Source organism: Candidatus Omnitrophota bacterium (assembly GCA_028699255.1).
Lineage (GTDB): Bacteria > Omnitrophota > Gorgyraeia > 2-01-FULL-45-10 > 2-01-FULL-45-10 > FEN-1322.
In genome coordinates, this window is the sequence record JAQVUX010000001.1 from 304,889 (window position 1) to 319,043 (window position 14,155).

General features: G+C 50.5%; 14 protein-coding genes. 2 read left to right on the forward strand and 12 right to left on the reverse strand.

The window, feature by feature from the left end; genetic code table 11:
* The first annotated feature begins 98 nt into the window (after positions 1 to 98).
* On the forward strand, positions 99 to 299 hold the full coding sequence (locus PHS46_01695; GenBank protein MDD3905225.1) for a hypothetical protein: 201 nt from the start codon (positions 99 to 101) through the stop codon (positions 297 to 299).
* A 13-nt stretch (positions 300 to 312) separates the two neighbouring features.
* On the forward strand, positions 313 to 825 hold the full coding sequence (locus PHS46_01700; protein MDD3905226.1) for a prepilin-type N-terminal cleavage/methylation domain-containing protein: 513 nt from the start codon (positions 313 to 315) through the stop codon (positions 823 to 825).
* Between the two features lie 7 nt (positions 826 to 832).
* Here PHS46_01700 and larE read toward each other — a convergent pair whose 3' ends face one another.
* From larE to PHS46_01760, 12 genes are all read right to left on the reverse strand, one after another.
* Positions 833 to 1,618 carry an ATP-dependent sacrificial sulfur transferase LarE gene (larE, locus tag PHS46_01705; protein MDD3905227.1) on the reverse strand — a complete coding sequence of 262 codons (786 nt, stop codon included), beginning with the start codon at positions 1,616 to 1,618 and terminating at the stop codon, positions 833 to 835.
* A 103-nt stretch (positions 1,619 to 1,721) separates the two neighbouring features.
* The gene (gene mnmA / locus PHS46_01710; protein ID MDD3905228.1) at positions 1,722 to 2,825 is read right to left on the reverse strand and encodes a tRNA 2-thiouridine(34) synthase MnmA; all 1,104 of its coding nucleotides are present in this window, start codon (positions 2,823 to 2,825) and stop codon (positions 1,722 to 1,724) included.
* Complete coding sequence (locus PHS46_01715) at positions 2,822 to 3,916, reverse strand: AAA family ATPase (GenBank protein ID MDD3905229.1); 1,095 nt, start codon at positions 3,914 to 3,916, stop codon at positions 2,822 to 2,824. The genes mnmA and PHS46_01715 overlap by 4 nt, the downstream gene beginning before the upstream one ends.
* 59 nt (positions 3,917 to 3,975) lie before the next feature.
* Positions 3,976 to 5,919 (reverse strand): ELM1/GtrOC1 family putative glycosyltransferase, encoded by a 1,944-nt coding sequence (locus PHS46_01720; GenBank protein ID MDD3905230.1) that lies wholly within the window; start codon positions 5,917 to 5,919, stop codon positions 3,976 to 3,978.
* Complete coding sequence (lpxK, locus tag PHS46_01725) at positions 5,876 to 6,904, reverse strand: tetraacyldisaccharide 4'-kinase (protein MDD3905231.1); 1,029 nt, start codon at positions 6,902 to 6,904, stop codon at positions 5,876 to 5,878. The genes PHS46_01720 and lpxK overlap by 44 nt, the downstream gene beginning before the upstream one ends.
* A complete protein-coding gene (locus tag PHS46_01730; protein ID MDD3905232.1) occupies positions 6,904 to 8,184 on the reverse strand; it encodes a 3-deoxy-D-manno-octulosonic acid transferase in 1,281 nt (426 codons plus the stop codon). The genes lpxK and PHS46_01730 overlap by 1 nt, the downstream gene beginning before the upstream one ends.
* A 34-nt stretch (positions 8,185 to 8,218) precedes the next feature.
* Positions 8,219 to 9,091, reverse strand: coding sequence for a tyrosine recombinase XerC (gene xerC, locus PHS46_01735; GenBank protein MDD3905233.1), 873 nt, complete (start codon positions 9,089 to 9,091; stop codon positions 8,219 to 8,221).
* A complete protein-coding gene (topA, locus tag PHS46_01740) occupies positions 9,091 to 11,103 on the reverse strand; it encodes a type I DNA topoisomerase (protein ID MDD3905234.1) in 2,013 nt (670 codons plus the stop codon). The genes xerC and topA overlap by 1 nt, the downstream gene beginning before the upstream one ends.
* A gap of 91 nt (positions 11,104 to 11,194) precedes the next feature.
* Positions 11,195 to 12,106, reverse strand: coding sequence for a DNA-processing protein DprA (gene dprA / locus PHS46_01745; GenBank protein MDD3905235.1), 912 nt, complete (start codon positions 12,104 to 12,106; stop codon positions 11,195 to 11,197).
* 477 nt (positions 12,107 to 12,583) lie between these two features.
* Positions 12,584 to 13,240 (reverse strand): hypothetical protein, encoded by a 657-nt coding sequence (locus PHS46_01750; GenBank protein MDD3905236.1) that lies wholly within the window; start codon positions 13,238 to 13,240, stop codon positions 12,584 to 12,586.
* Between the two features lie 288 nt (positions 13,241 to 13,528).
* Complete coding sequence (locus PHS46_01755; GenBank protein MDD3905237.1) at positions 13,529 to 13,846, reverse strand: hypothetical protein; 318 nt, start codon at positions 13,844 to 13,846, stop codon at positions 13,529 to 13,531.
* Positions 13,843 to 14,155 (reverse strand): shikimate kinase (locus PHS46_01760; GenBank protein ID MDD3905238.1); only part of this gene is annotated, 313 nt, incomplete at its 5' end. The genes PHS46_01755 and PHS46_01760, both read right to left, overlap by 4 nt.

A 14,155-nucleotide genomic window follows, 5' to 3' on the forward strand; every position in this document is an offset into this window, starting at 1 on the left:
CCAAAATTTTATGTATTATAACATATAATATTGAATTGTAAAATACGATTTCTCTGATATAATAATTACAGTTATAATTTAACCTGGAGGTTGAAAATATGTGGAAGATACTGGTCATTATTTCTGTCATATGGGTAGGTTTTTTTATATGGGCAAAGATCGATTACAAACGGCGCACCAGCGAGAACAATAAGAAAAAGAACAAGCCTCCGTTCCGCACCGAGAACGACCTTAAAGAATACGGAAAGCCGATGCAGGACGAGCACTCGAATAAAGTTGATTTCGACGACGCCGAATAGCACCATGTCGCATATGAAAAACGGTTTTACACTTATAGAGCTTATTATTGTAGTAATTATCATCGCTATACTGGCCGCCATCGCTATGCCAATCATGAGCAACATGAAAGCGAGAGCAATCGCGGCTGAGGCGATGACCGGAATGAACGCCATCCGCACATCGCTCCAGCAATATTATGTCGAACACGGCACAAATGAGGATTTAAACTGGCATATAGGCAATAATCCCCCCGAACGCTTTCCGGGATTATCGATCAGGACCACAGGTAATTACGGAGACCTTGCAACCGATGGCGCTCCGGCCGCCCTTGACGGTAAATATTTAAGCCAGGATTGCTATCTAATAACCATTTCTGATTTTGCGAATTTTACGCTCATCTGCAACACCGACTATAATACAAACCCGAAAAATGAAGAGGTCGTCGCAACGACGGATTCCACCTTTGGCATGATCTGGTATTTCCGAAAAAAGTTCATCCAATATAATTGGACAAAAACCGGCCTTGAGCCCGGGGCGGGCGGGTAGCGCCGCTTCACACCGCTTCGTGCATGGAGCCCGTCCGGTAACCCGCGAGGTCCAGCGAGACATAAACAAAGCCCAGTTTACGCAAGCGAGCTACTATCGTTTCACTTAGTCTCACCACCCTGGCAAAGTCATTACGTGTAATTTCCAGCCGCGCCGTCTTCCCGTGAACCCGAACCCGTATCTGCCTGAAACCAAGTCCTCGGAGATATTCCTCCGCCTCGTCGACTCGCGATAGCCACTCCCTCTTTATCTCGCTTCCAAATGGAAACCTGGACGCCAAACACGCAAATGACGGTTTGTCCCATGTCGATAGCCCGAGGCGCTTCGAGTATCGCCTGATATCCGACTTTGTCATTTTGGCTTCGAGTAGCGGACTGCGCACACCGAACTCCACGGCCGCTTTTCGGCCATGCCTGATATCCTTCAGGTCGTCATAATTCGTACCGTCCAGAAGATAGTCCATGCCGTATTTTTTTCTAATGCCGTCTAATTTTTTAAAAAGCTCTTTTTTGCAGTAGTAGCATCTATTAACAGGATTGGACTTAAAATTTTTTATCGCGAGTTCTCCCGTATCCATGGTAAGGTGCCAGGCGCCCATCGCTTTCGCGATGCGAAGCGCTTCCCGGTATTCCGACACAGGATAAGTCTCGGATCGCGCCGTAACGGCGAGAACGTTATCATGACCGAGCGTATCGACCGCCGTCTTCAGCAAAAAAGCGCTGTCGAGCCCGCCGGAGTACGCGACCACAACCCGCCGGAGCTTTTGTAATATACTTTCTAATCTTTTAAGCATATTCATATTTTCCACATAGGGTTTTTATTGAAATGTCTTCACCTCCGAGGAGGGATTACTTAAACTGGTCCCACCTCGGAGGTGTTAGTTATAATCGGAGGCGTTAGTTACAGCTGTTACAGCTCCCTTCGATCCACCCGCCGCCAACCACGATGTCCCGCTTATAGAAAACTACCGCCTGGCCCGGGGTTGGAGCAAATTGCGGCGTGTCGAAATCGACCTTTACTGAATCCTTACCCGTCTTCGTCACCGTCGCCTTCGCCTTCTTATGATTATACCGTATCATCGCGCGCACCTTCATCGGCCGTGTAATGCCATCAACCGATATCCAATTCATGTGCTCGGCATAAAGCGTACTATTCATAGCCTCGGCACGCGGCCCAACTATTACACGATTGTTTTCAACGTCGAGGCCCGTAACATAGAGTGGCTCTTTATGCGCTATGCCCAGGCCGCGGCGCTGGCCTATCGTGTAAAAGAGCAACCCCTTATGGCGGCCGAGCGCATTACCGCGGCTATCCACAATATCGCCCGGCTTCATCTCGATGCCCGTCTTCTTCTTTATATAACCGGCGTAATCGTTATCGCGGATAAAACAGATATCCTGGCTCGAGGGCGTATTGAATGTCTTCACCCCCATCGACCTGGCCATCCGTCGAACCTTCGCTTTCGTTAAACTACCCAGGGGGAACATGGCGCTCTTTAACTGTTCCTGAGAAAGAGCGAATAAAAAATACGACTGGTCTTTTTCTTTGTCCTTGCCCTCTTTTAATAAATACCTGCCGGACTTTTTATTATACCCGACATTCGCGAAATGGCCGGTGGCAATACGCGACGCGCCCAGAGAGCGCGCCTTATCGAGCAGAAGGCCGAATTTTATCTTAGAGTTGCATATGACACATGGGTTGGGTGTTCTGCCGCGGAGATATTCACCGCAGAAATAATCGATAACCTCTTTTTTAAATCCCCCGCTGAAATCGACAACATAATAAGGTATCTTCAGCCCCTCCGCTACCGAACGCGCCCGCACCACGGATTCGAGATTACAGCATGACCTGCCGAAAGACGACCCACACTCCTCCTTCGGCCACATCCTGAACGTAACGCCGACGACGTCACACTTCTTCTGTAATAAGGCGGCCGCAAGAGACGAATCTACCCCGCCCGACATCGCCGCTACGACTCTTTCTTTCTTATAGGGTTTCATTTGAGATTGGTAAGGACTTTATCGATATCGACATACTTTTCGACCATATCGACGATTATCTTGATCTTGTCCGTATCCTGCGGTTTTAATTTCACTATCATGGAATTGACGCGCGAGGCTATCTTGTAGGTATCTTCTTTTGTTATAAGGGTCGGTATCTTCTGTTTCTCCAAGCCGGAAAGACTGCGCCGCTTGGGCATTATCCCGCCGCTTATTATCACACCCGATATCCTGTAACTCTTCTTGCCCCTGCCCGCGTTTATGCGTTGGACAGCCTCGAGCATATCGTCGCGGTCGCCGGGAATTATCATGAGGGAATTGTTCTGCAGAAATTGAAGCGCGTCCTTGACATTCATGGCGCCTATAAGTACATTCTCGACGGGACGGTCCATATTTTCACCCCTGAAGAGCGCGTTTATCTTCAGCTCTTCCTGTATCTCGCGCATAGTGGGGATGTCGAGTATCTTCTGGTATGGGAGCACCCCGAAGACGTCCAGTTTCTTCTGCGCGAGCCCCATCCTTACGAGACGGGATATCTTTTCGTATTTTTCCGGTAATACCTTATTTACGATGACGCCCGCGAGATTTACGCCTTCTTTATCGAGAAGCGCCTTATTGAGCATGAACTCGTCGATCGGCTTGCCCACTCCACCCGACGATATCAGTATGACATTCGCGTCTAAGAGGCGCGCGACCGCCGCGTTCGAAAGTCCGAGCACGCTTCCGACTCCCGCGTGTCCGGTGCCTTCGATTATAACGAGATCATTGTCACGGGCGACCTTCTCGAAAGAGTCGGTGATAAGTTTGGCGTAATCTTCGTCAGCGCCTTTTTCGATAAAACGCTCGGTAAACCCTTTATCGATGGCGACCGGCGACATGTCTTTTATGTTACACCTTATGCCGAATACCTCTTCGATAAGTATGGAATCCTCATCGACCTTGTAGCCTTGTTCCATAAGGTAGCGCTGGCCTATCGGTTTTATGAAACCGATACGCTCGAAACGCTTCTTGAACGCCGCGATAAGTCCGAGTGAAACGGTCGTCTTGCCGTCGTTCTGCTGTGTCGCCGCTATAAATATCTTCTTCGCCATGAACGCATTTCCGTTGTCGACCTCGGAGATCGCTAAACAGCGACCGCCGATGTCATATATTAAATGAGCCGCTTTAGCGCCTCGTATATCAGTTCCATGTCTTTTGGTGGAACGACCGGGGCTGTATCCTTCCACGCTTTTTCTATCGCCGCCGGTAGCCCCTCGGCGTCGGTAACCGTAACATAACCTTTGTCCGTCCAGGCCTTGAGCGCCCACTCATGTTTAGCCGGAGCGCCCGTCTTTTTCGCTAATCTGAACACGACTACCTTCCTGCCGGCGGCAATCGCCTCGGAAATCATCGACATCGACTCTTCGGAGACGACCGCGACCTTGCAGAGGGCAAGCATTCCGCCTACCGTAAAATCTAAGTTTTTCTCATTGGCTACTACCAGTAATTTGCACCGCGGGTCTTTTTTCAGCGCGTTCTTCATAGCATCCGTGATTTCCGCGGATGTGCGGCGCGATGTCGTCGCGAGTATCGACGCGCCGGTCCGCGCGCAAAATCCGGAAACACCGTCCAGGACACTGCCGGCTATCTCTTTGGTAAGAGTAAACTCCGGATTATCGCCGCCCACGAATAACGCCAGGGCATCTTTCGCGTCGACGCCGATATGGCTCTTCAGCTTCGCGGCATCGGCGGCCATCTTTTCCGCGCTTATAAGCCCGGGCGCGAGCTCCGTAACCACGACGTTTTTGGATCGCTTAGGATTGTCGTGAGCCGGTATTATCGCGAGACGGAACTTATTTAAAGGAATCATCGCGTCCGGCTTCATGACGACTATGTTAGCCGCGTTATTTTCTTTGGACATAAATACGTTGACCGGCACCGTAGATGAGCCGCAGGAGATCACAAATTCCGAATATGTCTTCATAAGCGCATCATAAGACTCTTTCGTAAGACAGCGTCTCATTATACCCATACGCCCCTGGCATCGCCAGCCCGCTATGGCGGACGCGGAGGTCAGAATCACTCTCGAAAGACCGCTCTTGTATTTCACGTCGACCACGACTATCCGCGTATCCTCGGCCTTAAATCCCTGCGTCATCCTGGCGCGGCGAAGCTCCTCGGCCACCGCCAGCGACTGGTTCAGGTGACCGGCCTTACCATCACTCAGGATCAGCACCGTTCTAACAGGTGTCGATTTCCATCTCTTGTGCAGCCACAGCCATTGATCCGGATATTTCCTTATATAACTTTCCAAAAGATGAGCGAATTTCTGAAGATTTTCCCGTATGTCGTCGGGGCCCGCCGTTTTTTTGAAATCGATATACTCTTCGAGATACAACTTGTGGTACGGACCGTTCGTCCGGACAATAAAATTCGGCAATATCAATGAACCTGTATGTTTAGCTATCTCGAACGGCCCGGAATGATGCGAAGTCGGCCGTCCGAAAAAATCGACGAACATTCCCTTTTTCCCGGCATCCTGGTCGGAGAGTATGCCGACTATATTTTTGCCGTAAAGGGCACGCAGTATATTTTTCGTTTGCAAGCCCTTGCGGATAACCTTGCATCCATTGGATTCGCGAAGCTGGTTCAAAAGCTCGTTGAGGCGTTTCATCTTCTGTTCGCGGGCAAGCACCATTATAGGAAATCCCTCGACGGAACTTACTAAGCTTGAGAGCTCCCAGTCGCCAAAGTGCGCGGTAAGCAGTACCGTGCCGCGTCCAGACTTCGAGGCGTTACGGATACGGTCCATATTAACCACTTCGACGTACTTATCGACGTATTTACGGTTGATCTTGGTTAGGTGGAGAATTTCGACGAAGGTCTGCACCATGTTGCGATAGACCTTCTTCGTTATAAGACGCAATTCCGCGGGCGATTTCTCCGAAGCGAATGCCGCCTTAAGATTGGCATAAGCGATAACCCGCCTCTTCTTATTAAAGAAGAATACGGCATCCCCTATCCGCCTGCCGAGCCACAGCGAAGCGCCAACCGGGACAACAGCAAATATTTTATTTAGCGCCTTGACGAGTATATAGGCTACGTAATCTATCAACCAAAAGCTCCTTTCCGGAGGTAATTTCCATTTCTATTCCCAATGTCATTACCGGATAACCGCCGAACGACAATAGCGACATACGTCGTAATTTTACTTCGTCCTTTTCGGTCGTGAGAATAAAATCGAATTTCCGTTCATTGCACCGCTTAATTATGCCGGCGGCATCGCCCTCGGCATAATTGTGATGATCCGGGAAAATGATGTGCTCCGCGATATCCGCCCCCAGGCCCGCAACGGTCTGATTAAAATAATCCGGATCCCCGATGCTTGAGAGAAGCATCACCCTCTTACCTTTTAGGAACGTAACGGGCAGTTCTTTTCTTACCTTGAGATCGTAGATATACGCGGGTTTATGTAAAGCCTCGAGGAATATAAGACCACTGTTAATTTGTTTTAACTCTTCCTTTACGGCTTCGAGGCCGGGCGACTTCCTGTCAATCTTCGTAAACACCACCACCGACGCGCGGCTTATCGCGCTCATAGGCTCCCTCAATACGCCCCGCGGAAAGAGATAGCCGTTGCCGAAAGGTTTGCGCGAATCTATCAGGACTATGTCCATATTCCTGCTGAGTTCCCAGTGCTGGAAACCGTCGTCGAGTATCGCGGTATCACTGCCGTACAATTTTATCGCTTTGTGGGCCGAGCGCGCCCTGTCCTCGCCGACAAGTATCGGGGTATCGGTAAGTTTCTTTTTAAGCATCGTCTGCTCGTCCCAACCGTAGCCGCGTATGAGGACACTCGTCTTTTTGCCGAGATCCTCATCCAGCATCCTGACCAATCGTATGACAAACGGCGTCTTGCCCGTGCCGCCGAGGGTAAGATTGCCGACAGAGATTATCTTGAGCGGCACGCGTTCCGATTTGAATATACCGAATCTGTAAAATAACCGCCTGCCGAACAGCCCAACGCCATAAAGTAGCGAGGCGAGATAAAGCAGGCCTTTTAACGGCGCGTACGCCGGAGAGCGACGCTCGTCTGTCATTAAAGAGTGGATAAATTCGCGCATAATATTTCTATGTTCCGTTCTGTGGCGCCGCGGTTATCGAAAACCACCTTTTTGGCTCTCGCGCCCAACGCCTGACGCATAACCTTATCGGCCAGCAGATCATCTACGGCACTAAGAAGCGATGCGTGGCCCGCCACCTGGATCGCCGCGTCGCTCTTAAGCAATAAAGCGGTTATGTCTTTAAAATTAAACATGTGCGGCCCGAAAACTACCGGCTTGCCGTTTGCCGCCGGTTCCAGGGGATTCTGCCCGCCATGCCGGACAAGACTGCCTCCTACAAAAACCACCGTCGCGATAGAATAAAAATCTCTCAGGTGCCCGATGGTATCGAGAATGTAAACTTGCCGCGCAACCGGCGCAGTGCGCGCCGCGCCCGAGCCGGACAATAATATAGGTTCGAAACCAAATTTCTTCACGACAGCGGAGACTTCACCGGCGCGCTGGATATGCCTCGGCGCTATCAGTAACTTCAACCCGGGAAATTTCCCGAGAAGTTTTTTGAACGCGCCGACCACCGCCTCTTCTTCGCCTTTATGCGTCGAGCCTGCCACAAAAAGTTCGCCGTCCGGCGTCAGACCAAACTTCCGGCGTATCTCATCCGCGTCCGCCTGCGCGGATTTCGGCTGTACATCGAACTTCATGTTGCCGGTAACGCTGACCCTGCCCGCGGGAGCGCCCATAGCTTTTATCCTTATCGCGTCAATATCGGTCTGCATGCAGAAAAACCGGACACCTTTAAGAATCCCCCGAAGGAACGGCCGCGCCAGTTTATATTTGCCGAACGATCTATCCGATATCCTGCCGTTTATCATTACGGACGGTATGCCGTATCGCCCCGTCGCTTTTAAAAAATTAGGCCACACCTCGGTCTCAACCATAACATATAGAGACGGTTGTATCAGGATCATAACCTTTTTCACTACGAACGAAAAGTCGAGCGGGAAATATATCACTATCGCATCGTCTGCGAAAAGTTTTTTCGCGAGATCATTGCCGGTCTTTGTTATGGTCGAGAATATGATCTTTTTGCGCGGGGCTTTCGCCTTAAGAAGCGGCACGAGCCGGCGGCACAGGGCAACTTCTCCTACGCTGACCGCCTGTATCCATATAGCGCCCCTCGAGGCCTTGAGCGCCTTAGCCTTCTCTTCATCGTAAACGCCAAACCGCTCGAGGAAATCGCCGTGCAATTTGCCTTTGAAAATAAGCGTCGGCAGATAGAAGATCGAAAATATCGCAAATCCTATGTCGTATAGCATATTATCCTGTTTTCCGCACCCCGGGGTGCGGAATTCATGCCCTCGGGTGCGCCTTGTCGTAGACCGACTTTAGCCGGTCCATCGTTACGTGCGTATATATCTGCGTCGTGGACAGATTCGCGTGGCCCAGAAGCTCCTGGACACTGCGCAGGTCGGCGCCGCGATCCAAAAGATGCGTCGCGAACGAATGGCGGAGCGAATGCGGCGATATGTGCTCCGCTACACTCGTCTGCGTTATGTACTTGTTGAGTATGCGCCGGATGCTCCTGTCCGTAAGCCGCCTGCCGTTATGATTTAAAAATACCGCGTTCTTGTCCTGCGCCGGCATCTGGTCGCGCTTATCGATATATTTCCTGATCGCCGAAACGGCCGGGCCGCCTATCGGGATCATCCGTTCTTTCGAGCCTTTGCCCAGCACTTTTATCACTTCGCCTATCAGGTCGACATTTCTTACGTCCAGACCGACGAGTTCACTTACGCGCACCCCGGCCGAATACAGCGTCTCGAGTATAGCCCGGTCGCGCAATCCGGCCAGGTCGTCCCCGGACGGACTTTGCACCAGCTTCGCCACTTTGCCTTCATCGAGCACCACCGGCAATTTTTTGTCAAGCTTCGGCGTAGATATAGCGGTGATGGGGTTCGTTTTAATATGGCCCTCGCGATAGAGGAATCTGAAGAAGCTTCTCAGGGAAGCGAGCTTACGCGCGACCGTCCGCTTCGCGTAATTCTTTGCGCGCAGGTCGGCTAAGAATTTACGTAAAAGCAGATGATCGACGGACGAAATATCCTTCTCTCCGAGGAACAATTCAAAGCTCCTCAGATCTACGGTGTAGTTGGTTATGGTATGCGGCGAAGAGTTCTTCTCGACCGTAAGGTAATTTGTGAACTTTTCTATAAACCTTTGCATCACGCCGCGGTTTCGCCTTCCTTTTCCTTATCCTCTTCGCCGGGAAGCTTCTTGGACGTGAAGGTGCATTTAGGATATTTGGAGCATCCGTAAAAAGACCCCCTGGAGGAGCGCCTTTGGACAAGTTCGCCGCCGCAACCCAAGGGACATTTAATGCCGGTTGTTATCGATTTAGCATTCTTGCATTCGGGAAATGCGGAACAGCTTAAAAATTTCCCGCGCCTGCCCCATTTTATAACCATCGGCTTCCCACAAAGTTCGCATATCTGGTCGGTAACACCTATCTCCTTCTTAACATCCTTCATCTCCAATTTTGCGGCTTCAACCGCGTGAATGAACGGCGAATAGAACGCTTTCAGCACAGTGATCCAATCCGCTTCGCCCTCTTCGATACCGTCAAGCTCGCTCTCCATCCTGGCGGTAAACTCGACATCCACGATCTTCGGAAAATGCTTCTTCACGAGCCCTTCCACTATCGTGCCGAGCTCGGTCGGGTGGAAATATCCGGACTCGCGCCGGACATAATCTCTGGCCGTGATAGTCTGAATGATCGGCGCGTATGTTGACGGCCTGCCTATGCCAAGCTCTTCGAGCGCCTTGACTAAACTGGCGTCCGAATATCTCGGCGGCGGTTTGGTAAAATGCTGTCCCGGTATCAGATTAAGAAGGTCGAGCGGTAATCCTACCGAAAGCTGTGGGAGTTTCGTCTTAGGTTCTTCCTCGTCCTCTTTTTCTTTTTCCACTTCATAGACAACCGTATAGCCGTCAAACACAACCTGTGTGTCGCTTGCCTTGAAAAGATAATCTCCCGCCTTTATATCGACCGTCGTTTGCGAATATACGGCCGGTGTCATCTGGCTGGCGAGAAAACGGTTCCAGACAAGCTGGTACAGCTTTAATTGTTCGGGAGAAAGCGCATCCTTTACGGACTCAGGACTTCTGAGCGGCAAAGTCGGCCTTATCGCTTCGTGCGCCTCCTGCGCGCCCTTCTTCGACTTATAAAGATTGGGCGTTTCAGGATAATACTTATGTCCATAGGAAGAAAGTATATACTCTTTCGCGCCGGCTTGAGCATCATTGGATATCTTTACCGAGTCGGTTCTCATATATGTTATAAGACCCACGGAACCTTCACCTGCTATCTCGACGCCTTCATACAACGTCTGGGCGATATGCATCGTCCGCGCGCCGGAAAGCCTTAGTTTATTAAACGCCTCCTGCTGAAGCTTGCTCGTCGTGAACGGAGGATACGGGCTCCTCCTCTTCTTCGACTCGCGCAGGTCACTGACCACAAAGGGCGCGTTCTTTAAATATTCTACGGCTTTTTCACCGTCATTTTTATGCTTCAGATCGATGTTGGCATTTTTGTATTTATAAAGTTTCGCGATAAACTTGGCGGCCGGAGAATCAGGCTTCCGCTTCAATTCCGCTTCGATCGACCAGTATTCCTGCGGTTTAAAAGCGTTTATCTCTTCCTCGCGCTCGACGATGAGCCGCACAGCCACAGATTGCACACGGCCCGCGCTCAACCCCCTGGCGACCTTCTTCCATAGTATCGGGCTTATCGAATATCCGACGAGCCGGTCGAGTATACGCCTGGCCTGTTGCGCGTTGACAAGCGCCATATTTATTTCACGCGGATGTTTGAACGCCTTTAATACGGCATCCTTGGTTATTTCATCGAACTCCACCCTGTAGCATTTTCTGCCTTCGCCCGACAGCTGGTTCTGCAAATGCCAGCTTATCGCCTCGCCCTCACGATCAGGATCGGCCGCCAGATATATGGTATCTTTCGACTTGGCATCTTTTTTGAGCGCGGCCAAATTCTTCTTCCTGTCCGTCATTACGATATAGTGCGGCTTGAAATCGTTCTCGACGTCTACGCCCAGTTTCGATTTCGGCAGGTCGATAATATGCCCCATGCTCGCGACCACTTTATATTTGGAGCCGAGGAACTTATTTATCGTCTTTGCTTTGGCCGGCGACTCTACTATTACCAAATTTTTTGCCATTAAACTGACTCCTTATGCGTTCTGGGACTAACCGCGTAGGTTAGCCATGTGTTGACCCGCAGATAACCTACGCGGTTATCCCGCCGCTCTTTTAGTTTTCCTTCCTTATGAATTGCCTTCCGGGAAGCTGAATTATCAACCTCTTCAGTTCAAGGTTCAATAATACCTTCGATGCTTTGGCTTGATCCATGCCCGCCTTTTCCAGTATATCATCGACGTGCATCGGCTCATCGGAAATATTCTTATAAACTTTCCGCTCGTCGTCCGTAAGTGAATTATATATGTACGCCTTCGCCTGCCGCTCGATCTTCTCATCGATCGGCCCGGCTTTAGGCCCGGCGGCTGGTTTGATTTCGGAGATCGCCAGTTCGTCCATTATATCGTCAACCGACTGTATCAGGCAAGCGCCGTCTTTTATGAGCTCGTTGGTGCCCGAGCTCGTGCTCGACGAGACCTTGCCGGGAACCGCGAATACCGTCCTGCCCTGCTCCGCGGCGAAGTTCGCGGTGATAAGCGCGCCCGAATTGCGCGCCGCCTCGACCACGACTACGCCGAGCGCGAGGCCGCTTATGATACGGTTGCGCGCCGGGAATTGCTGAGGTAACGGCGGCATATCGTCCTGATATTCCGTAACGACCGCGCAGGATTTAGCGATCTCTTCGTACAATTCTTTATTCTGCGGCGGGTAAATGTCATTATGCCCGCTTCCCATGACCGCGATCGTCCTACCCCTGGCCTTGAGCGCGCCCCTGTGCGCCGCGGAGTCGATGCCGATCGCCATGCCGCTTATGACCGTAATGCCGCGCACCGCCAGTTCAAACCCCAGCCTCTCGGCCGTCTCGACCCCGTACGTCGATGCCCTGCGCGAGCCGACTATCGCCACCGCGACATCGTCCTGCGCGAGTAGCGCGCCGTTCACGTATAACTGCTTCGGCGGCGTGTGGATATTCCGCAGATTCTTCGGGTACTCCGCATCGTTCAATGTTATCTTGCGTATAGCCATATCTTACATATTACCTTTGGTTGGCGAGGGGACTATGCTTCGCGCCGACCGCTCCATTTTTCCCAGCATGAAAAATGTCGCTCGAGAAAAATCGCTCGCTCTCCCTCGCTTACTTGCTAACCCTGGCTCGGGAACCATGCCCGCTCGCGATTTTTACGTCGTCGCGTAAGCATATTCCCCTCGCCTAACATCAATCATCTAAAAATATTCCGGAAACTTTCCTTATCACCACAGGTGCCAATAATCACGTTAACAGACGCGGGCACCCAACATAGTCAACTATATTACTTAGAAATTTTATTAAAGCTCAGATGGCGGCACCCCCCAATCCCACGCCTCGGCCGACAATCGAAAAAAGTCTGCCTCGTGCCACCCGTAAAAATTCCCGCTCCAGCGCCACAGGTGTCAATACCCCCGTTACCGCATGAATCCCCTAAATGAACGTAAAACATCATCCGACCCTTACAAACTAGAGCATTACCCACCTGTACCAATAGGTCTTATTTCTTTCTCTTCAATTGCCCGCAATCTCACTGTTAATTTATCACGCTCTTCTTTTAACTTGCCCCTCGACAATCTGCATGACCATATATCGTATAATCTAACCGTATTTTGATATGGACCAGAAGTAATATCATCTACGGATCCCTCCCTCAGTTCAATAAGCAACGGGGCAAACTCCTCAACCCATTGACAAAACACTGTTCCAATTACAGAGCATGCAACCTTTTCATCCGCAGCGCCACTTGAGAAATACATCGATAGCGATTCGATTTCATTCAGAAAATCAAGGACTTTTAACACATCACCTTTAGCTCGTATATCTGAAACCCATTTCTTGCCGCCAGCATTGTCTTTCAAGCTATCTTTCGAAAATTTATTGTTGTTCAGCTCCCAACAGTCTAAATTGCATCCTTTTTTCGGATCAAGAAAAGCTTGAGTATACATAGGTAGTAATTCGCGGGCAACTTTTTCACATTTATCCGCGGCAAGAGAAACCGCTTCCCGCTTTGATCTAACTATTATATTATCCTTTGCTATAATAATTTGCCATAAGGCAAGTAATGACGCTATGGAGATAATGGCCGGGCTTATATTTATTAGTACATCAGAAAATATTTTTAGTTCATCCATAATATTATGCCCTCCCATTAAAGCTACATTTCATAAATTTTTCAATTTTCCAATGTGGTGGTTGCTTTGCACGCCACCTCCAGCCTCCCACGCGAAGCGATGAGAAATTTTTCGCTCTCCATCAGAAATGTGATGTGGCGATGTGGTTTGTGAGGGCCTTAAAATTGGCCGGCAGGGTCCGGACAATTTTACGGAGCGCGATTTTTACATGGCTAAAAATTGCGCGTCCCGAACAAACCACTCGACACATCATATTCAGCCGTTACAGCGAAAAATTTCGAAGAGCGCCTATTTCTTCCTGCTAAAAACCAACCCGAAGAGCGTCCAGCTCGCGATGATGATGACGAAGGTGAGCGCGATCGCGTTGACGACGACAAGCTTGCGCGTTACCGCTTCCTTCTCGCGGCGAAAGATGTCCATGATGTACTCTTCTTCGGAGGAGGTACGGAGCGCGTTGCCCGATTTTATCTTATTCATAAGCACGGACGTCGCCTTGTCATTGAGCGACATCGCCTTCCTTATGAGCGGCATGCCGATGATGCCGTAGTTAAAAGCGAGTACCAGGATTAGCGTCGCACCGACCCACAACCGGGCTTTTCTGGTCATTTCGCTATCTCCATGATCTTTTCCACAACCTGCCGCGCCGTAAACTTCCCCGTATCGATAACATGATCGGCTTTCGCGTACAACGGAGCGCGCTTAGCAAGAAGCATGCGTATTTTGAGTTTCGGATCCTCGACGTTGAGGAGCGGACGGTGTTTATACTTCTTCGTGCGCTCCATCACTGTCCCTTCGTCGGCAGTAAGGCAGATCACTACGGGAGAAGCCACCAACCTGTCGCAGGAGAACAGCGCGCTACTGGCCAAAATCACAATGGGTGAGGTGGAGGAGCGCTGGATTGAGACCAGCGACGGC

Coding starts and splice junctions, on each gene's coding strand:
- PHS46_01750 (MDD3905236.1), bottom strand. CDS start 13,240: ATGGATGAACTAAAAATATTTTCTGATGTACTAATAAATATAAGCCCG.
- larE (MDD3905227.1), bottom strand. CDS start 1,618: ATGCTTAAAAGATTAGAAAGTATATTACAAAAGCTCCGGCGGGTTGTG.
- PHS46_01755 (MDD3905237.1), bottom strand. CDS start 13,846: ATGACCAGAAAAGCCCGGTTGTGGGTCGGTGCGACGCTAATCCTGGTA.
- mnmA (MDD3905228.1), bottom strand. CDS start 2,825: ATGAAACCCTATAAGAAAGAAAGAGTCGTAGCGGCGATGTCGGGCGGG.
- PHS46_01695 (MDD3905225.1), top strand. CDS start 99: ATGTGGAAGATACTGGTCATTATTTCTGTCATATGGGTAGGTTTTTTT.
- PHS46_01700 (MDD3905226.1), top strand. CDS start 313: ATGAAAAACGGTTTTACACTTATAGAGCTTATTATTGTAGTAATTATC.
- lpxK (MDD3905231.1), bottom strand. CDS start 6,904: ATGACAGACGAGCGTCGCTCTCCGGCGTACGCGCCGTTAAAAGGCCTG.
- dprA (MDD3905235.1), bottom strand. CDS start 12,106: ATGGCTATACGCAAGATAACATTGAACGATGCGGAGTACCCGAAGAAT.
- PHS46_01730 (MDD3905232.1), bottom strand. CDS start 8,184: ATGCTATACGACATAGGATTTGCGATATTTTCGATCTTCTATCTGCCG.
- PHS46_01715 (MDD3905229.1), bottom strand. CDS start 3,916: ATGGCGAAGAAGATATTTATAGCGGCGACACAGCAGAACGACGGCAAG.
- xerC (MDD3905233.1), bottom strand. CDS start 9,091: ATGCAAAGGTTTATAGAAAAGTTCACAAATTACCTTACGGTCGAGAAG.
- topA (MDD3905234.1), bottom strand. CDS start 11,103: ATGGCAAAAAATTTGGTAATAGTAGAGTCGCCGGCCAAAGCAAAGACG.